At 55.0% G+C, this 19,353-nt stretch carries 12 protein-coding genes and 3 tRNA genes; 8 read left to right on the top strand and 7 right to left on the bottom strand.

Translation table 11 applies throughout. The features are described 5' to 3' along the window. Nucleotides 1–529: 529 nt before the first annotated feature. From VAE55_RS11160 to VAE55_RS11130, 7 genes are all read right to left on the bottom strand, one after another. Nucleotides 530–1,279: a heme exporter protein CcmB gene (locus tag VAE55_RS11160; protein ID WP_322815856.1), complete on the bottom strand. Its 750-nt coding sequence runs from the start codon at nt 1,277–1,279 to the stop codon at nt 530–532. Between the two features lie 19 nt (nt 1,280–1,298). Further along, nucleotides 1,299–1,910, bottom strand: coding sequence for a heme ABC exporter ATP-binding protein CcmA (gene ccmA / locus VAE55_RS11155; protein WP_322815855.1), 612 nt, complete (start codon nt 1,908–1,910; stop codon nt 1,299–1,301). A gap of 944 nt (nt 1,911–2,854) precedes the next feature. Next, entirely contained in the window at nt 2,855–5,371 is a 2,517-nt protein-coding gene (locus tag VAE55_RS11150; protein ID WP_322815854.1) for a GDSL-type esterase/lipase family protein, read from the bottom strand. A 189-nt stretch (nt 5,372–5,560) separates the two neighbouring features. Next, a complete protein-coding gene (locus tag VAE55_RS11145) occupies nt 5,561–7,510 on the bottom strand; it encodes a nucleoside-diphosphate sugar epimerase/dehydratase (protein WP_322815853.1) in 1,950 nt (649 codons plus the stop codon). Nucleotides 7,511–7,721: 211 nt separating this feature from the next. Next, on the bottom strand, nt 7,722–8,888 hold the full coding sequence (locus VAE55_RS11140; protein WP_322815852.1) for a DegT/DnrJ/EryC1/StrS family aminotransferase: 1,167 nt from the start codon (nt 8,886–8,888) through the stop codon (nt 7,722–7,724). An 84-nt stretch (nt 8,889–8,972) separates the two neighbouring features. Beyond that, nucleotides 8,973–9,626 carry an acetyltransferase gene (locus VAE55_RS11135; RefSeq protein WP_322815851.1) on the bottom strand — a complete coding sequence of 218 codons (654 nt, stop codon included), beginning with the start codon at nt 9,624–9,626 and terminating at the stop codon, nt 8,973–8,975. Nucleotides 9,627–9,765: 139 nt separating this feature from the next. Next, nucleotides 9,766–10,416: a sugar transferase gene (locus tag VAE55_RS11130; RefSeq protein WP_322815850.1), complete on the bottom strand. Its 651-nt coding sequence runs from the start codon at nt 10,414–10,416 to the stop codon at nt 9,766–9,768. Between the two features lie 199 nt (nt 10,417–10,615). Here VAE55_RS11130 and VAE55_RS11125 point away from each other — a divergent pair, with 199 nt between their 5' ends. The 8 genes from VAE55_RS11125 (at nt 10,616) to VAE55_RS11090 (ending at nt 18,957) form a co-directional block, all read left to right on the top strand. Continuing rightward, nucleotides 10,616–12,403 carry a BACON domain-containing protein gene (locus VAE55_RS11125; RefSeq protein ID WP_322815849.1) on the top strand — a complete coding sequence of 596 codons (1,788 nt, stop codon included), beginning with the start codon at nt 10,616–10,618 and terminating at the stop codon, nt 12,401–12,403. A gap of 208 nt (nt 12,404–12,611) precedes the next feature. Beyond that, nucleotides 12,612–13,058, top strand: a complete 447-nt coding sequence (gene rplI / locus VAE55_RS11120; protein ID WP_322815858.1) for a 50S ribosomal protein L9 — start codon at nt 12,612–12,614, stop codon at nt 13,056–13,058. 106 nt (nt 13,059–13,164) lie between these two features. Then, on the top strand, nt 13,165–14,520 hold the full coding sequence (dnaB, locus tag VAE55_RS11115) for a replicative DNA helicase (RefSeq protein WP_322815857.1): 1,356 nt from the start codon (nt 13,165–13,167) through the stop codon (nt 14,518–14,520). 595 nt (nt 14,521–15,115) lie between these two features. After that, nucleotides 15,116–15,191: transfer RNA gene (locus VAE55_RS11110), tRNA-Trp, on the top strand. 23 nt (nt 15,192–15,214) lie between these two features. Further along, nucleotides 15,215–15,308: transfer RNA gene (locus VAE55_RS11105), tRNA-Ser, on the top strand. Between the two features lie 10 nt (nt 15,309–15,318). Beyond that, a tRNA-Ser gene (locus VAE55_RS11100) sits at nt 15,319–15,408 on the top strand. Nucleotides 15,409–16,344: 936 nt separating this feature from the next. Further along, nucleotides 16,345–18,081 carry a 2-oxoacid:acceptor oxidoreductase subunit alpha gene (locus VAE55_RS11095; protein WP_322815848.1) on the top strand — a complete coding sequence of 579 codons (1,737 nt, stop codon included), beginning with the start codon at nt 16,345–16,347 and terminating at the stop codon, nt 18,079–18,081. Nucleotides 18,082–18,108: 27 nt separating this feature from the next. Beyond that, a complete protein-coding gene (locus VAE55_RS11090) occupies nt 18,109–18,957 on the top strand; it encodes a 2-oxoacid:ferredoxin oxidoreductase subunit beta (RefSeq protein WP_322815847.1) in 849 nt (282 codons plus the stop codon). The last annotated feature ends 396 nt before the right edge of the window (nt 18,958–19,353 follow it).

The raw sequence follows: 19,353 nt of genomic DNA, 5'->3' as shown, positions 1-19,353 counted from the left end.
CTCACGATCTGGCGCGTGCAACGTCATTGACCCGGCTGGTCACGCGGAGGCCGGGTGTGCTCGTCACGAACATGGAACCGAGCGGCAATGCAGAAGACACCTTCTCGTAGATGTTTTTTGAAATAGGTTCTACCCAACCATCGCACAGGCGGACAGCCTATCCTGCTTCCAGTCTATCAGTGTGACATGAAGAAGATGTAGGCTAGAAAAGAACATATTAGCGGACAGCCTATCCTGCTTCCAGTCTATCAGTGTGACAGAGATCAGCTTTGATCGTGCCATCATACGCTGAATGAGTTGCATTACACGCCTGTCATGGACGTGTCGCGTCGTTTGGAGTGCGACAGCATGGCTGCCGCACCAGCCATGCTTCGTGCCAGGCGAGTATCACACCGTTTGCCCTCCCAGTCACGGGGATGATGTGTGCTCTTGTCACGATACACGTAATCTGTCAGTAATTAATGAGATAACCTCTTCATTGCAATGCTCTCTAAGTGAAGACAGTGACTATACAGCTTCAGCTCACCTGTCAAGACTCCCATACAAAGGGAAAGAGCATCAGTGAAGCGGTAAAGGTGACCACGACGTAAGCCAGCAGGAAGCGGATCGGGCCTAGGACAACATCAAAGGCGACGTTTTCAAGCGTTTGCGCAGTGCCCTGGATGGCAACGATCAAAGGAGCAACGAGGAGAGGGAATGCCAGTACCGCAAAGAGGGCATTTTTGAAGCTGGCGCGGGCAATAATTGCCGCAATGATAGTTGTTGCCGAGGTTAATGCCAACCCTCCGGTCGCCAGCATTGCACTGAAGGCAAGTGGGCTACCGACCTGGACGCGCAACAAGACGATAAAGAGCAGACTGGTTACCAGATCAAGGATCAGCACGAGCGTCAGGTTAAAGCAGAATTTGCCTAGAAACACCGCGGTTGGCGAGGCTGCCAGACGTAATGCGGTGAGGGTTCGTGTCTCCTCTTCGTAAACAAAGCTGCGAGAAAGTCCATTCAGGGCAGCAAAGAGGATGGCAACCCAAAGCAGGGCCGATTGGATCAAGAGTGCCTCTTCAGTACGACGCAAACCGAGAAATCCTACACCAAGGCTGACCGCAGTCGCTGCACTGACCGCAAAGAGCAGAAGGGTGTTGATGGCGTAGCGTGTCCTGAGTTCACAGGCAATGTCTTTACGAAAGATTGCCCAGGCCGCCCGGAGGGTTGCTATTGTGCCACTAGACTGGAGCGTTGCATGCGAGGGCGATTGTGCCTCGGTGTCAATTGATTCAGCCATACAGTTCTGTGCTCACACTTCAAGATAACTTCAGCAGCAGATCGGCATACCGCAACTCACGCGGGTCATTGGTGGCAATGACGGTTAGCCCGCGTTGGCGCTGGTCGGTAATAATCTGTTCGACGAACGCTGTGCCCCGTTCGTCGAGGGTCACGGTTGGTTCATCGAGTAAGAGCACTGGTGGCCGATGAAGCAGGGCAAAAGCGTAGCGTAACCGCTGCGTCATACCCGATGAGTAGGCAGCCAACCGATCATGACCACGCTCGCCCAGCCCAACCTGCCTGAGCAAGGTGTGAAGTTCGGTGTCGGATATGGTCAGTCCACGGACATCGGCAAAAAAGCGTAAGTTTTCGATCCCGCTCAGTTCCCGGTAAAGTGACAGGTCGGGAGCGACCCAACCGATGAAGTGGTGCATATCGCGTGGATCAAGCTGATGATCGCCGACCGTGTATGACACACTTCCACTTGCGGGCATCTGGAGACCGGCCAGGATACGCAACAGCGTGCTTTTACCACTTCCGTTTGGCCCACTGACGACCAGGACTTCACCGCGCTGGAGTTCAAAGCTGATTCCGCGCAAGATGGTGCGAACACCGTAGCTGGCGCTGAGTTGTGTGACACGTAGTTGCATATGCTGTGGGTCGTATCTCCGGCACGATACTCCGACAGGTGTCAGAGTGCTATATACGATTATACCAGCCCGTACACCAGGAGTATGTCTGCACGCCGCAACGTGTACGGTATGATTGATGCCGTGTGATGTCACATCTTGCCCGATCCTGTGCATCACGGCACATTACCGGATATGCGGTCATCTGCGACTATACCATCCCCTCGGTGTCAATCTGTAGAAATCGCCGACACGCCCCCCATGAACGCCTATGCATTACCCACAACTGGTATCAACCACGGGTGTATCAGCGGGTATGATCGCCATGGATGCTGTTTTGGGCAACTAGCCCGGTAGCAACGCGCAGCTCCAGCCGTGCTATCGCGTACTGGATGGGTTGCCTTACGCGCACATCATGTGCGTGTCGCGTAGTTTGGAGTGCGGCAGCCATGCTGCCGCGCCAGCCGTACACACGATCCGGCACGTGGTCCGCCGTTCCCCATCCTGGTCACGGAGAAGCCGGATGTGATCGTTTCGGTCATCGATCGGTCCGTCATGAATGTGATACCTGTGCGAAGACGTGTTCGCACCAGCAGCCACGACCAGCATCTGCTTGCTGTGGCGAGGATGCCGGCATGTGGGCTGGAAGCCCACGCCACGAGGAGCGCTTGCAGCGTGACATGTGGGTAATGCATAGCCATGAACGCGGCAATGTCGGCAGCAGTAGCGCCACCTGGCGATGAACACAACGCAGGATGGGAATTAAGAAGGGTTGGTGAAAAGGAATAGCCTGGATCGCGTGCCGTGCTATGTTGTCAGACCTGGTATCGTTGACTTCTCCAGTAGTGATGCACTGTTTTTACCAAGATTTTGATAGACAACCGCCGTTGGCCATTGCGCCGGCAATGCCCGGTGGGGCACATGACTGTGCGCCCCACCGGATCTTCAGTCACCCCACAGTATCATCATCTATTTATGATCGGGATGTAGATAGCGCTTCCCGGTGCCTGTACCGGTGAACCGGTCGGGGTCGAAGTTGGGCTGGCTGTTACTGTCGGACTGGTTGTCACCGTCGGGCTGGTGGTCGCGGTTGGGCTACCTGTCGCCGTTGGGCTGGTGGTCGCGGTCGGGCTACCTGTCACCGTTGGGCTGGTGGTCGCGGTCGGACTACCTGTCAGCGTTGGGCTGGTGGTCGCGGTCGGACTACCTGTCAGCGTTGGGCTGGTGGTCGCAGTTGGGGTGGAAGTCGCAGTTGGGCTACTTGTGGTCGTAACAACACTGCTGGGTGTCGGTGAAGATGTATTGGTGACGGTTGGAATGTAGGTAGTGCTGGTCGGCGTCGGTGATGGATCGGATTCACGAGGTAGATCGACGCAAAGCACATCGCTCCACAGATCGGCCATCGCGCTGAAGCCTGCACTATTCGGGTGAATGTTGTCGGCACCACCGTTACTGGGATTTGTGGTGATAATCTGATCTTGATGATTGGCAAAGTGGGTATAAAAATCTGGCCCTAACCGAACCGGTGCCCCGTCATCGAGTTCATCGACCAGTTCGGCAATACTAAGATTAAACGACTGTGTTGTGGCACGACGAGTATTTGCCTGGGTACTCGTGCCATCATTGCGCCACGGGAGACGCGCAACCCACAATCCAAGATCGGGGCGATCCTGGCGAATGGCATTGATGAGAGCACGCAGATCTTCTTTATAGACACTGGCCGGCATCAGGTTGTTGTAGATATTCGTCGTCGAAACTGCCGTGGCATCATTGGTGCCAACTTGCAGCAACACCTGTCCGGCCCCCAGATCCGTGATATGCTGCCGATACACCGTTGCTTTGCCAAGTGCATTCATGTAGCCACTTGCCCCAATCCGGTCTGATCCGGTGGTGTTACCGTAGAGATCGCGTGCAGTGCGAATGCCGCTGAAGCCATCGTTGAGAATGAAGATCGGGCTATTGAGGCAGTTTGTCAGCAAATTATTCAACTCTATCTGGTAACCAGCATAGTAGATGTTCTGATAACCGGCACTATCGGCCTGGGTGTTATCCGATTGTGGATAGTTACGACCATCATCGCTGCGCGGGTAGCCACTGCCAACCGGTGGAGGGCTGGTAAACGGATAGCCATCACTCGCACCGGTGAGGCTTGAACCTGGCGGCAGGCGATAGAAGCCCCATTTCCCGGCGGTGATCGAGTCGCCAATGCTTACGAACACATATCCGTAGCCAACCGGATCGATAGTCCGGCTAAGCGATCCCGGTTCGCCATTGATCAGAATCGTCGCCGACACACTGTACTCGGCGCGGCGCGGCAGGGTAACGGTCGCGGTAAGACCATCGCCGGGTGTGAGATCGTCAATCGTTTGATTAAAACCGGGGCCACTGATGGTAAAGCGGACACCACTAAACTCAGCCGGCGGATCGGTGACCGTTGCCTGCAAGCGTAGCGTTGGCCCAGTTTGAATATACGGAATCTGGAAGACATCGCTCGTCGTTAACGGGCCAGGTGCAGGCGATTGCCCGGCGGGGAGATCGGCATCGACGATCAGCATACCGGTAACCGGATCAAGGGGTCGGGGATTGCCGTTAGCATCGAGAATAGCCAGACTCAAGACCGGTTCGGCCTGGGATGGGCGAATCTGGAAAGTACGGCTGGCTGCCGGGCCAGGTGGCAGAAGATGCAAATATTGCACGAGTAGATCGTTACTAGCAGGATCATACTCGGTCAGATAATCGACACCTTCAGCCAAGGTCACTCCGGCTCGCTCGACTGTAACCGTCTCGCCGCCAGACCAGTTCTGGATGCGGAGCCGTGGCGCCCGCACGACACCGTCAGGTGGGGTTATCGAGACCGAACCGCTCGCGGATAAGCTCATATTCTCAGCTGAGGTGGCGGCGACCATTGCCGGATCGGATAAGGCGAGCGGTAGTTCATCAACGGCCCAGGCATCAAGATAGAGTACCCAGTACTGAGCAGGAGATGTAGGTTTAATCGCTTGCAGAGCCGCTCCGGTACTGGCGTCGCCGGTCAGGTGAGGACCAGAGAGCGTGATGAGCTGACCACTGGCGCTAATCAGTATCTGACCGCCGGCCCACACCTCATAACTGACTGTGGTGCCAGCGTAAGTGTACGAGATCACCGTGCGTAGTGATGAGCTACGTACCAGTATTGGTCTGACGACCACTTGCTGGCCGTCTGCAAGCCGAGGAACAAGAAGTGGTGTTGATTGGGCAACCAGATTGCGCTGACCGGCCGGATCGCGCCGCAGGTCGTGCCACACCGCGATCCCGTCTGGTGTAAAGGTAAGAGCGAATCGTCTGGGCATCGTCACCTGTACCGTATCCTCAGCAAGCATGTGCGTTACTAGGCCACCGGTCAAAGGTTGAGCAGCAACCGGTAATCGGTCATCACGCAGGATTGCGGCCACGATTATCATACCGATCAGCGTGATCAGGAGTAGACGGTGAATGTGTTTCATATAGCAACCTGTTGCAACAGTCTGATAATGAGTTCACACCCGATAGCAAGACCGACTAGCTCAAAAAACGGGTAGAACACGCCTTCTAGGCATCCTTACGATGGAGTGCGGAGTCGTGGCTTCCGCACTCCAGGCAACGCTATACATGCATACCTACACCCTCACATGAACACTTCGCGATGCATTTGCCTAATCACTGGCCAACTGTCGTCGCCATAGCGGCTCACCGACAACCTGTTCGTGCGGTTTGGGTTCGCTCATCGGCATCGGTGTCGGCTGTTTGAAGGTTGGAACCAGACGATGGAGGGTACGCAGCAGCACAGCCGTATCATCGTTGAGAGCTGCCATTTCGAGAATACGAATTTGGTCGGCTAATGTGCGTGGTACTATCTGTGATGCGTTGCGGGCAATGACAATCTTGGCATGGGTTGTCCGCTCGTATTCTTCACCCTCAACAAATAGCTCCTCATAGAGCTTCTCACCGGGACGCAGGCCGGTAAAGACAATATCAATATCGCGACCAACCTGTAGGCCGGACAATTCGATCATGTCGCGAGCCAGATCGACGATACGGATTGGTTCGCCCATATCGAGCACAAACACCTCGCCACCTTTCCCCAACACCGAAGCCTGTAATGTCAATTGCACCGCTTCAGGGATGGTCATGAAGAAGCGGCGCATCTCAGGATGGGTCACCGTTACCGGACCACCGGCCGCAATCTGCTGCTTAAAGGTCAGCACAACCGAGCCGCGGGAACCAAGCACATTCCCAAAGCGCACGGCCACATACACCCGTCCACTCTGCCGGGCCGCCTCGTGTACCAGCAGCTCAGCCACACGCTTTGTCGCCCCCATCACACTGGTCGGATTAACCGCTTTATCGCTAGAAATCATCACAAAATGGCTCACATCAACCTGGATTGCCGCGCTGAGCAGATTACGGGTACCGAGCACGTTATTCGTTACTGCTTCTGAGGGATGCAACTCCATCAACGGCACATGCTTATGCGCCGCAGCGTGAAAGACTATCTCTGGCCGGTACTGCTCAAAGATGTGCATGATGCGCTCGGCGAAACGGATGTCAGCGATGACTACCGAGAGCTTCGTAGTCGGCGGAGCGATTCGCCGCAATTCCTGCTCGATGGTAAAGACCGAATTTTCGCCGTGACCGAGGATGATCAGCTCTTCAGGACCGGCCCGTAGAATTTGCCGACAAAGCTCAGAACCAATCGAGCCACCACCGCCGGTGACTAGCACCCGCTTCCCGCTCAGAAGCTGATGAACAGCGGCAAGATCAGTCTGGACCGGAGGACGGCGGAGCAAGTCTTCAATCTGGACATTCCGCAACTGATTGACGCTCACCTTACCATCGAGCATCTCGTAAAGACCGGGCATGATCTTGGTCTTCACTCTAGTACGTTCACAGAGTTCAACAATGCTGCGAATATCTTTGCCACTCGCCGATGGCATCGCAATAATGACGTAATGTGCCTGTCGCTCCCGAGCCAGCCGCGGAATGTCATAACGATTACCCAACACCGGCACGCCGTAGATATGCATGCCCTGCTTGAGGGGATCATCATCAAGAAAGCCAACTGCAACCATACCGAGTTGCGGATTATCGCGGAGTTCACGGGCAATCATTGTGCCGGCTGAACCAGCCCCCATGATCAACACCCGCTGCATGTTACAGGTCAATTCGCCTTTAGACTTGCGCTTCACAGTTGCGCGATGCCAGCGAATACGTGTAATCAGACGAGGACCGATTGCGGCCGTCAGGCCAAAGAAGAAAAAGATGATTGGTACTGACCGCGGCAAGAGAGCAAATGGAGTTATCGCAGTAACAATAAGTGCAGCTGGGGTAGAAATGAGCATTGCCAGAGAAATGGCAGAAATAAGTAGCAGCAACTCGTCGATGGATGCGTAACGCCAGAAACGGGAATAGATACCAAGACACCGAAAGACGATGAGATGCACTGGGGTGGCAATGATTACAAGGATCAACCATCCCAGGAACGCATTGTCATTTGGAAGATCATCAAGCCGTACTACGAAGCTCAAGTATGCCATTAATGGCAGTAGCATAGCGTCGAGAAAGAAAAAATAACGATTGCGCGTAGGAGATGATAAGAGCTTCAAGACAGGCTCCTTTCCATTTGCTGCTTTATGGAAGGGCAGCGTATGCAGGAGAGGCGCTGGCAATAGATAACGCTGCTTGTGCCTTAGTGACAACACTTATACTACCGGCTGTATGTGAACAAGCAATGTGGTAAGTGATGAAAGGCGATGAAAATCTTGTTAGAAAGTGCAGGTTTGTGACTTACTAACACTTTGCACTAGCAACGGTTATTTATTGCAGCGCAGCTCGCAAATGATGAACAACTTCGGCAACCTGCTCTTCACGCATCACGCTGGAGAAGGGCAGCGCTAGCGAAAGGCTGCCAAGCCGCTCCGTAACCGGAAAATCACCCGGTTCGTACCCAAACTGTTCTCGATAGAAGGGTTGGAGGTGGATCGGTGTGAAGTACGGACGGCTCGGAATACCGGCCTCCGCCAGCCGGCGCATAACCATATTGCGATCGGCGGGTGGCAAAATACGAATTACATACACAAACCAGCTCATCCGGGTGGTATGCGGGCTGAGTTGCGGTCGTTCAACCAATTCGAGGTCGGCCAGTTGTTCGTTGTACCAGGCGGCTACCTGGGCACGGCAAGCAATCAGTTCTTCGATCCGCCGCAATTGCACAACGCCTAACGCCGCACTCATTTCGTCAAGGCGATAATTGTAACCGAGACGAGTGTGATTGAGCCAGGCATCAAAGACATCGCGCCCCTGGTTGCGGAGTGAGCGGAACAGGCCGGCCCAATCATCACGATGGGTAACAATCATTCCCCCTTCGCCGGTTGTCATCTGCTTATTTGGGTAAAAGGCAAAGACGGCGGCATCGCTGAGGGTGCCCGCCATACGCCCTTTGTACATCGACCCAATCGCTTCACAGGCATCTTCGATCACGTATAGCCCATATTCGGCAGCTACGGCATTGATCGGATCCATATCGGCGGGTTGCCCAAAGGCGTGAACCGGCATGATCGCTCTGAGCATACCGGGCGTGTTGTGGCGCCGAGGCAACCAGCGCCGGGCAGCAGTGACTCCGCGCATCAGATCAGATGCAGCCTCAGCCACAAGCTGTGGATCGATGTTTCCGGTAACCGGATCAACATCAACGAAGATTGGAATTGCCCGCTCGTAAAGAATGCTATTGGCCGAGGCGATAAATGAGAAGGGTGTTGTAATGACCAGGTCGCCATCACGGGCGCCGGTCGCAATACAACACAGATGCAATCCACTGGTACCGGAATTGACGCCTACCGCGTGCGGTAGTCCAACATAATCGGCCATTGCCTGCTCAAACGCCTTGATTTGTGGGCCAATGCTCAGATAACTGGTATGCAGTACCTGCTGTACTGCCTGTATCTCGGCCTCGGTAATATCCGGTGCTGACATTGGAACTGACACGCTCAACTCCCCTGACATATCGCGTAAAACCTGAACACACCCAACACTGACGTTTGCTCCAACTGGAGATGTGCAGATCGACCGTTATTCGCCGACAGCCCGGACATATAATGGCTGTGCCGGTACACCGGTAACCACTGTCTCAGCAGTAACATCACGGTGGACAAGCGCACCGGCACCGACGACACTCCAATCACCAACCCGCCGCTGCGGCATCACGATGGCGCCGATGCCAACTAAAGCACCGGTGCCGATGGTGACCGCACCGCCGGTATGTACACCCGGTGCCAGATGCGCATGATCCCCCACTTGATTGTGATGATCGACGGTACAGGCAGTATTGAGGATAACATTGGCCCCGATAACGCTACCGGGATTGACAATGGCACCGGCGCAGATCATGGTGCCCGGCCCAATGACCACATCAGGAGCAATAATCGCCGTTGGATGAATGGCACGGGCAAAATGTTCGCCACGTGCATTCAATTCGGCGAAAAGCCGGGCTCGCACCCGATTATCGCCAATTGCAACAATCACACTATCGTGAGGGAGTGTGGCAAGCATGCTGATCGGCCCCAGCACCGGTAACCCCAGGCGCTGCTGACCGTGACATGCTGGATTATCATCGAGGTAACCAATAGGCTGGCATGCCTGACCGTAGGCAGCAGCACGTAACAGAATATCGGCCACTACCTGCCCGTGACCACCTGCGCCGATGATGGCAATGCGCTGAGTCATAGTTTGCAATGCTCTCTCGACAGGGCAACGCAGGGTATGGTGAATTGCAGGAAAGCCTTGCTCCGTCTGTTATCTGTATGCAATGACCGTTGTCCAATACGTCGCTGAAAAGAACAATTGGTTACGGCTCAGGTACGTATCAGTCGCTACTCGCGACTCCTGGCTTCATTGGTGGCTGCGGCGGTGGTGGCGAGCCGCGAAACTCTTCGGCAGTTGCGCATCCAGGCTGACTGATCCCTTCGCGTTGGATGACCTTCCACAAGGTGAGGAACAGAATCTTCACATCGAGCCAGAATGAAAGCTGATCGACGTACTGCACATCGTAGGCAAACTTCTGCTCCCACGAAAGCGCATTACGACCATTGATCTGGGCTAGGCCGGTAATGCCCGGCAATACCTCGTGACGACGGCGCTGTTCGGGAGTGTAGCGTGCCAAATACTGCATCAATAGCGGTCGTGGTCCGACCAGACTCATCTCGCCACGCAGGACACAGAGAAGCTCAGGCAGTTCATCCAGACTGGTGCTCCGCAAAAAACGACCAAACGGTGTCAACCGCTGATCATCGGGCAACAGATTACCCTGCGCATCACGGGTATCGGTCATTGTCCGAAACTTGAGCATCGTGAACGGTCTTCCGTGCAGACCGGGACGTTGTTGGCGGAAGAAGACACCAGGCCCCAATTTGACCCGTACAAACAGGGCGATGATTGCCATAACCGGTGCCAGTACAACCAGGGTTGGAATGACAATCACCAGATCGAGGAAGCGTTTTCCATACCGACGATACATAGGCTGCTCCCTGGAGTGGTTGATGCGACACTGCTATAGTAGGGGGCAAAGATGTCAGTTTGATGAACGAACGGGGACCGAAGGTGACACTCTGTATACATCGGGCCATCACTTTTTGTCGCTTATTGTTTTCCGTTTTTAGGGTCAAACTATGATACGATGCAAACACGGCAATGAAGGTGTTTACGTGGAAACGGCTATGGATCGATACGCACGCAATCTTCTCCTCTGCTGGATCATCAGTTCTCTGCTCCTCACGACACTGCCGACAACCCTCGTCGCCGCACCTGGCCAACCCTCACGGTTGGGTACACTGGGAATGAATACCTATTTCAGTGGCTTAGAACGGCTTCCTCAAAATCGCAATGATGATCTGGGAGCGTTGACCAATGCTACCCGTGATCTTGGAGTGAGCTGGGTGCGCGAAGAGATTAGTTGGGCCAATCTGGAACCGACGAAAGGTGTATTTTCCTGGAGTCTGATGGATGCGGCACTCGCGCAAGCCGCGAATGCCGGTTTTGGGATTATCGGTATGTTGCTCACGACACCGACATGGGCACGGGTTGGCGATTGTACCAGCCGGATTACGCGCAACGGTGGTTCAGTAAACTACTGGTGCCCACCGGCGAACCCGCAAGATTTTGCCAACTTCGTAGCGGCTGCGGTTGAGCGTTACGATGGTGATGGGATCAACGATGCGCCCGGCTCGCCACGGGTAGCCGCCTGGCAAATCTGGAACGAGCCGAACAACTGGGCAACCTGGCCGGGTGAGGCCAATGAGTACGGTGCATTACTGGCTGCCGGATACGCCGCGGCAAAAGCCGCCGATCCGACAGCCATCGTTGCCACTGGCGGCGTCTATGTCTTTGATGGTGGTACTCGTACTGGCGGTAATCGTGATGGCCTGGAGTTTCTCGGCGCTGCCTTCGCTACTGTGCCCACTGCGCAGACCAGTTTTGATGCGTTAGCCATTCACCCCTACATGCCCGACACTGCACCGGATCGTGCCGGGTTGTTCGGTCTAGTGTCTCTGTGGGGGCGAATTGTGAATACACGGAGCTGGCTCGATGCCAGACGGGGGCCACATGTGCCGATCTGGATCAGCGAGCTTGGCTGGTCAACCTGTACTGCTTCCTCATCGGTGTGTAAAAATGAGCAGGATCAGGCCAACTACCTGGTGCGCAGCCACGGAATTGCGCTGGCTCTCGGTGTACAGCACATCAACTGGTTTCAACTGGAAGACAAATTCGACAGTCCGTCAACCGATCTGTGGGGAAATGCCGCACTTTTGCGCAACCGAGATCAGGGCTATAGCCGTAAAGCAGCAGCCAGTGCTTACGCAACCCTGGCAACACAACTTGGGGCTGCAACCTTTATCGGCTTTGGGCCACTGCACAATTATACATTCCAGAGCAACACACTGACCCCTGCGGCACGATACCATTTGCGCTTCCAGACCAATACCGGAGCTGTAGTCGATCTACTCTGGACAACCGGCGCTGCTGAGACAGGGCTGTTGCCCCTGGAAGCAGGGCGCAGCGCTTTACTCATTAGCCGCGATGGTGCGCTCTTGCCCCTTACCGTCAGTGGTGGTCAGGCTCAGATTCCGCTGAGTGGGACACCGGTCTATCTACGACAGGATACGCCACCACAACTTGCAGTGCTACCGGCTTCGGTAACGTTGCTGGCACAACCAACCGATTCAGAATCGACCTATGCCCTGACCGTACAGAACCTGGGATCAACCAGCATCGCCTGGAGTGCAAGCGGTGGGACAGGGTGGTTAAACCTTGAAACAACCAGCGGTAATGGTCATCGCACAGAGCTACGTTATCGCGTCAATCCGGCTGGACTGACACCCGGCACCTATACAACGACCATCACCGTGAATGCCGGGAGTGCCGGAAGCCAGAGCATTCCGATCACGTTGCGCGTAGTGACTACGGTATACCGCACGTATATGCCAGTTATCACGAGCGGCGGGTGATATTGTGCTATAACAACAGCCTGAACCGTAGCTGCCAGGCAGAGAGAAGCATCATTCGAGAGCAATCATGCAGCCAGCAGGACGATCATCGCGCTGCTCGTTCCCTGTCGATGCACAACGTTGACGAGCAGCGCGAGGTCATGGTAAGATAATGGCCGTTGCTTAATAACGGGTACAGGTAAAGGAGAGCGCCGTGAGCGCAAAGAAAATGAAAGTATTGCTGCTCCAGGATGTTGAGCACCTGGGTAAAGCTGGTGAAATCAAAGATGTAAGCGGCGGTTTTGGCCGAAACTATCTGCTACCAAAAGGCTTTGCAGTACTGGCGACGAAGAGCCAGGTTAAGCAGGCCGAAGAGCGACTGGCTGCCCAGCGCCGCAAGGCCGAGGCTGCACGAAAAGAGGCTCAGGCCCTGGCCGCCAGGCTGGCTGAGCTGACGCTCACCTTTACGGTCAAGGTCGGTGAGCAAGACCGGCTGTACGGCTCGGTAACCAATGCCGACATTGCAGCCAAACTGCACGAAGTAGCCGGGATCGAGATCGACCGCCGCAAGATCGGACTGGAGGATCCGATCAAGCGCACCGGTGAATATGAAGTACCGGTTGAGTTGATGAGTGGTGTATCTGCTACGTTGAAGGTTGTTGTGGTGGGTGAATAAACGACTGTTGCTCGATCAACCCAGTTCCTTGCCAATGTGCCGCAAATTGCGGCACATTGGCGTTTTATACCATTGATGTGGATAACCGGTGGGCAACGGGGGAAACATAGTGGAAAAGCGGGAAGATCGCCTCGAACGCAGTGTACCCTTCGATCTCCAGGCCGAGCGAGCAACGCTTGGTTCTATCTTGCTTGAACGTGATGCGATCATTGCGGTAGCCGGCTGGCTTCCTGCCGAATATTTTTACCTCGAAAAACACGCCTTGATTTACGAGGCGATGCTGGCCTGTTACAACCGACGTGAACCGGCCGATCTGGCAACCGTCGCGGCGGAACTGCGTCGGCGTGGGCAGCTCGAACTGGTGGGCGGGTTGAGTATGTTGAGCGAGCTGGTCACCGAGGTGCCAACTGCCGTTCACATCGAATACTACGCCCGTATTGTCGAACGGACGGCGCTGCTCCGTCGCCTGATCGAGGCCGGTGGCCGGATTGCGGCCATGGGGTACGATGAAGCCAGTGATCTCGAAGAGACGCTGGATCGGGCCGAAGCTGAGCTGTTTGCCGTTTCACAGCGGCGGAACAATCAAGATTTTGTCCATATTGGCCGTGTCGTCAATACCCTCTTTTCCCAAATTGAGTCGATGCAGGAGCGGCGAGGCGAGGTGATCGGGGTACCAACCGGTTACCACGACCTCGACGAGCTGACCGGTGGTTTGCAGCCGAGCGATCTCATTATCCTCGCCGCACGTCCGAGCGTGGGCAAAACCTCTCTCGCCCTCTCGCTGGCCTATAATGTAGCGTTTCACACAAACGGCACTGTTGCCATCTTTAGCCTTGAAATGAGCCGTGAACAGTTAGTCCAGCGTATGCTGGCGATGCATACCGGGATTGATATGCAGCGCTTACGCACCGGCAATCTACGCGGCGAGGAGCTGAGTCTGGCTATTGAAGGGTTGGGCGTGTTGTCAGAATTGCCGATCTATATTGAAGATACACCCGGCCTGAGCATTACTGATGTGCGGGCGCGTGCCCGTCGCCTGCACAGTGACGTTGGCATTACACTTGTCATGATCGACTACCTGCAACTCATGTCGGGGCGACGCACCGATAATCGGGTGCAAGAAGTGAGTGACATCAGCCGGGGATTGAAAGCCCTTGCCCGTGAACTGAACGTACCGGTGATTGCACTTTCACAGCTTTCGCGTGCGGTTGAGGGGCGGCAAAATCATGTACCGATGCTGAGCGATCTCCGCGAGTCGGGTTCGATTGAACAGGACGCAGATATTGTGATGTTTATTTATCGTGAAGAGTTGTACGATAAGGAGACTGACAAGAAGGGGATCGCCGAGATTCATATCGCCAAACACCGTAACGGCCCATTAGGTGTGATCCCATTGCGGTTTGAGTCGCGGACAACGCGCTTTCAGAATCTCGAACGGTATCAGGCGCCGGAGGGTTTTTAGAGAAGAGCGGGTACATCGGCGACGTTGGGATGCAGCGCCGGTCCTGTTATCCATAGACCTACACGTGCAATTGACGCATTCCCGCTCTCCAGTGTACGTGTTCACACTTCTCCTAGCGGTGTGGTATCCTTGACAACATGGCGCTGCATGAGGAGCATGCTCACCTTTGCACTGAGCATGCTGCCCTCGCCGCCCACATCGTGGCGCTAGAGCAGCAGCTCGCGGCGGCTCTAGCGCATCACCAAACGCGAACAGCAGCGCTCCGACGCGCCGCCCTTCGTCAAGCCCACCAAAGCTAAACCCGACGCGCCCAAGCCTCCGCGCAAGAAGCGTGCGGCCCAGTACCATTGGGGGCGTTCTGGTGGATCCACACGATCAACGGCGGCTCGCACAACCCGAAGAGTAGCAAAACCCGCATGGCGCCGGCCAGGTCTCAAACAGACTGGCCGGCGTGTGGCTTGAACTCGTTTGACGAATGCCTTCGGCTGCTCAGCCAAGCGGCTGCCGCCTAAGATTCCTTTACCCAAATGCGAACACGTACTCTCCAGTTGGCTCTTGCCAAAATCGCCCTCATGTGGTAGGATAAGTGGCGCGAAGGCGGGTAGCTCAATTGGCAGAGCAGTGGCCTCCAAATCCACCGGTTGCAGGTTCAAGTCCTGTCCCGCCTGCCATTTTTTGTGCCGGCCAGCCAAGCGGGGGCGTGGCAGAGTCCGGTTTAATGCGTCGGTCTTGAAAACCGAAGGACGTAGCAATACGTCCCGTGGGTTCGAATCCCACCGCCCCCTCCAGAACAGCTATGGGGAGGTCGCATAGTGGCCTAGTGCGGCGGTTTGCTAAACCGCTAGGGGGGCAACCCCCTCGAGGGTTCGAATCCCTCCCTCCCCGCCAAGTAGCACTCGCTGCTGTTGCAGGGGGTGCTTTGTTTTTTCCAAGCTCTGGTAGGGATAGTCCGATAAGACGGCGGTAGGACGAGATGGTGATACTAAATCTTGACCAATGCGGGGTATCATCACCGAGACGATCCATCGCCATTGATCAACCCAGCCTTCTATACGGCGCATTGCTGCGTTGTCCGCAATGCACCGGCAACTCCCCGCAGACGGGCTGCCGGCCCATGCGTATGAGATTTCCGTCACTAAGGTTACGTACCGGCACGGTCATACCCTTTCATGCTGATGCCTTCGCCCTCGGCCACCAGTGCAAGAGGGTGTGCCGCCTAAGGGTCTTTGCACCGGATCCTTGACCTTCGTGACCCGCTGCCGTAGCTCGTTCAGGGTAAGATGGTCAGCAACGGTCATAAACGAATGATACAACAGGAAAGGGTATCACACGGTGCGCTCCTGTTTAAGATGTGGTATCTGTATTGTACGGACCCCAGGTTAGAAGTCATCTCAATAATCTCTGACAAACCGGATGATCGTGAGAAGAACACATATCATCCTCGTAGCCAGCAGGTGACCAGTGTGACACGCGCCTGACGGCGAGCACGGTGGGTGCGGCAGTATGGATTACGCACTTCAAACCGCACAACACGTACATGCACGATCTGCTATCCAGCACGTGATTGTGACATAGATGGGGAATACAGAGCTTATTCCTTCCTCTTGGTCGTGTAATCAGTCTTCTTCCCAACAGTCTGTTGCTACCTCTACAATCGTTACCGGATTATTGACCACGCATTATTTTTGCACAATCATCGCACGAATTATCACAAGAAAAAGGGCATTGCAGAGACGTATTGGCAGTGCTATGATATGTTCATCTTATCCTCATGCTTAATGCGCCAGTGCAGGTGCATAGCAACGAAGCTACGGCGAGGTCGCCATGATACGGAAAGAAGATGTCGTCATCCGTGTAGCTGGCGAGAGCGGTGATGGTAGTACGGCCACCGGTGAAATGCTGGCTCAGGCTGCTGCCCGTTCTGGTCTGCATGTCTTCACCTTTCGCACCACTCCGGCAGAAATTAAGGGTGGCCCGGTCATGTTTCAGGTGCGTGCTTCAAACGCGCCAGTCCGCTCGATGGGTGATGCTGTTGATGTGTTGTTCGCGTTTAACCGCGAAGCATGGGATTTGCATCACGCCGATTTAGCCGCCAACGCTGTATTGCTGTACGACCCAGAAGAATTTCCATTACCAAATGAATTTACCGGGATTGCCTACTCGGTTCCGATTGGCAAAATTGCGCAAGAGGCTGGGAACCGACGGGGCAAAAATGTTGCTGCCCTTGGGGTTGTGGCGGCGCTGTTTGGTCTGGGCTTAAACAAGCTTGAAGATATTGTACGGGCTAAACTGGGCAAGAAAGCCGATCTGCTGGAGAACAACCTGGCCGCGTTGCACGCCGGTATTAATTATGCTCACCAGCTAGAGAAGCGAGACCCGTTTTGGATGGAGTCGACCGGCGAGCACGACCGCTATGTGATGACCGGGAATCAGGCCATTGTCGCAGGAGCCCTGCACGCTGGCGCCGAATTTTTCGCCGGCTATCCAATCACCCCCGCCTCCGACATTATGGAAGGGATGGCGGTGATGCTGCCAAAAATCGGTGGCGGGTATTTGCAGGCTGAGGATGAGATTGCTGCGATTATGGCCTGTATCGGGGCATCGTATGGTGGGAAACGGGCAATGACCGCGACCTCCGGACCGGGCCTATCGCTGATGTGTGAGGCGATTGGCTATGCCAGCATGGCCGAGATTCCGGTGGTGGTAGTCGATGCGCAACGCGGCGGGCCAAGCACCGGCTTGCCGACCAAGATGGAGCAGTCGGATCTGAATATTGCGCTCTATGGTGGGCACGGCGATAGTTCACGAATTGTACTGGCTCCGGCCAGCGTTGCCGAATGCTTCCACCTTGCCGTTTGGGCCTTTAATCTGGCTGAAGAATATCAGACACCGGTGATTGTGTTGAGCGATTATTCGCTCTCGTTCCGTACTGAGACTATCGAGCCGTTCGATTTGAGTAAATATCCACGAGTAGATCGCTTGCGACCAAACGGATCGCTGGCTCCCAAACAGTATCGTCGTTATGAAATCACGGCGAACCTGATCTCACCTATGGTTGCCCCCGGCGTTGCTCACGCTCAATACACCGCAACTGGTCTCGAACATAATGAGTTCGGTAATCCAGACTATACCCCGACCAATCACGCTATGATGACCGAAAAACGGTGGGGGAAACTAGCACCGTTGCAGCATTCACGGGCGTATGTGCGCCGTTTTGGTGCCGAACGAGCCAAAGTGGGCATTATTTGCTGGGGCACAACCGCCGGTCCGTGCCGTGGCGCGGTTTACCTGGCCGGACAGGAAGATTTGCCGGTCGCTATGTTGCAGGTACAGATGCTGTCGCCGCTGCCGGTTGATGCAATCAACGAATTTCTTGAGCAGGTCGAGATTGTGCTGGTACCGGAAGTGAATTTCCAGGGTCAGTTTGCCAAATTACTTCAGGCTGAACTGGGGATCAAGGTACATTCAATAACGAAGTACACCGGGATGCCGTTCTCGCGCCTTGAGATTCTACGCCAGATTCATGCTTTGCACGGGCTGGCCGAGCCAGTGTTGGTTTAAGTGTATCAATGAAGGTCAGGTAAGAATATGACTGCTGTACCAGTTACCACATCGCCAGTTGTCTACAAGCCATCCGATTATCGCAGCGACCTGAAACCGATCTGGTGTCCGGGATGTGGCGATTTCGGAGTACTGGCTGCCATTCAGCAGGCCCTGGCCGCGGCTCAGATTAACCCCAAAGATCTGGCTGTCGTCTCCGGTATCGGTTGTAGTTCGCGGTTGCCGGGCTTCTTGCAGACCTACGGGTTGCATACAGTACACGGACGTGCCTTGCCGGCAGCGATTGGGTTAAAGATTGCCCGCCCTGACCTAACGGTTATGGCCGTTGGGGGTGATGGTGACTTCTTTAGTATTGGCCTGGGCCATCTGCCTCATGCGGCCCGGCGCGATCTGGATATGACCGTTATCGTGATGGATAATGCCATTTACGGCTTAACCAAAGGGCAAACCTCACCAACCTCACCGCGTGGTCACGTAACGAAGAGCACTCCTTACGGTCAGTCAGCACAACCGCTCCATCCCCTGGCAATTGTCCTGTCCAGCGGCGCTTCGTTTGTGGCCCGTGGTTTCTCAAGTCAGCCGAAACAGTTAGCCGAACTGATCAAAGCTGGTCTGGAACATCGTGGATTTGCCTTTATCCACGTGTTGAGTCCGTGTGTGACGTTCTACGATACCTACAAGCTGTATAAGGAGCTGGTGTACAATTTACCCGACACCCACGACCCCTCCGATCTCGATGCGGCAATGCGTTACGCCATTGAGAGTGACCGGTTGCCACTCGGTATTTTCTACCGGCGGCCACCCCTTGAGCCACTCCCCCGACCGACACCGAAGCCGTTTGATACACAGGAGTATTTAAACCGTTTTCGGGTATAGCAATGCAATGACAATCAGACACTCACCGGTGACAGGAGCTTTCCTGTCACCGGTTTTTTTTTACGGGCTGTAGAGCGGTATCAATGCCCTGCAAGAGGTAGGGTGGATGAGCAGTATCATTCGACGATGAAGCATGGATTTGGGATCACACACTGCCATGTTGAAGTGACAACATAACCCAAGTTGCTACCCTTGTCATCATAAAGGCACGGAGGACATAGAGGATGGGTATAAGCCGAGTTGCTACCATAAGGCGTGACGTAGTGCGTCCATGGGAACTACTGCTCCCCAAACGATTCATGCGGTTACGCCAAACGGTGTTGTGCGCAGCGTCGTGCTGTTCATCATCGCAGGTAGTCTGTCGTGGCCTGCTCACAGCATAGATGGCAACTTGAG

The organism is Chloroflexus sp., from assembly GCF_034432675.1.
Classification (GTDB): Bacteria; Chloroflexota; Chloroflexia; order Chloroflexales; family Chloroflexaceae; genus Chloroflexus.
Note: the sequence above shows the minus strand (reverse complement) of the source record. Positions and strands in the feature narration are given on the sequence as shown.

Excerpts from the sequence above, each read along its gene's own strand:
- VAE55_RS11160 (WP_322815856.1), bottom strand. The coding sequence starts at position 1,279 with ATGGCTGAATCAATTGACACCGAGGCACAATCGCCCTCGCATGCAACG.
- ccmA (WP_322815855.1), bottom strand. The coding sequence starts at position 1,910 with ATGCAACTACGTGTCACACAACTCAGCGCCAGCTACGGTGTTCGCACC.
- VAE55_RS11150 (WP_322815854.1), bottom strand. The coding sequence starts at position 5,371 with ATGAAACACATTCACCGTCTACTCCTGATCACGCTGATCGGTATGATA.
- VAE55_RS11135 (WP_322815851.1), bottom strand. The coding sequence starts at position 9,626 with ATGACTCAGCGCATTGCCATCATCGGCGCAGGTGGTCACGGGCAGGTA.
- VAE55_RS11130 (WP_322815850.1), bottom strand. The coding sequence starts at position 10,416 with ATGTATCGTCGGTATGGAAAACGCTTCCTCGATCTGGTGATTGTCATT.
- VAE55_RS11125 (WP_322815849.1), top strand. The coding sequence starts at position 10,616 with ATGGATCGATACGCACGCAATCTTCTCCTCTGCTGGATCATCAGTTCT.
- rplI (WP_322815858.1), top strand. The coding sequence starts at position 12,612 with ATGAAAGTATTGCTGCTCCAGGATGTTGAGCACCTGGGTAAAGCTGGT.
- VAE55_RS11095 (WP_322815848.1), top strand. The coding sequence starts at position 16,345 with ATGATACGGAAAGAAGATGTCGTCATCCGTGTAGCTGGCGAGAGCGGT.
- VAE55_RS11090 (WP_322815847.1), top strand. The coding sequence starts at position 18,109 with ATGACTGCTGTACCAGTTACCACATCGCCAGTTGTCTACAAGCCATCC.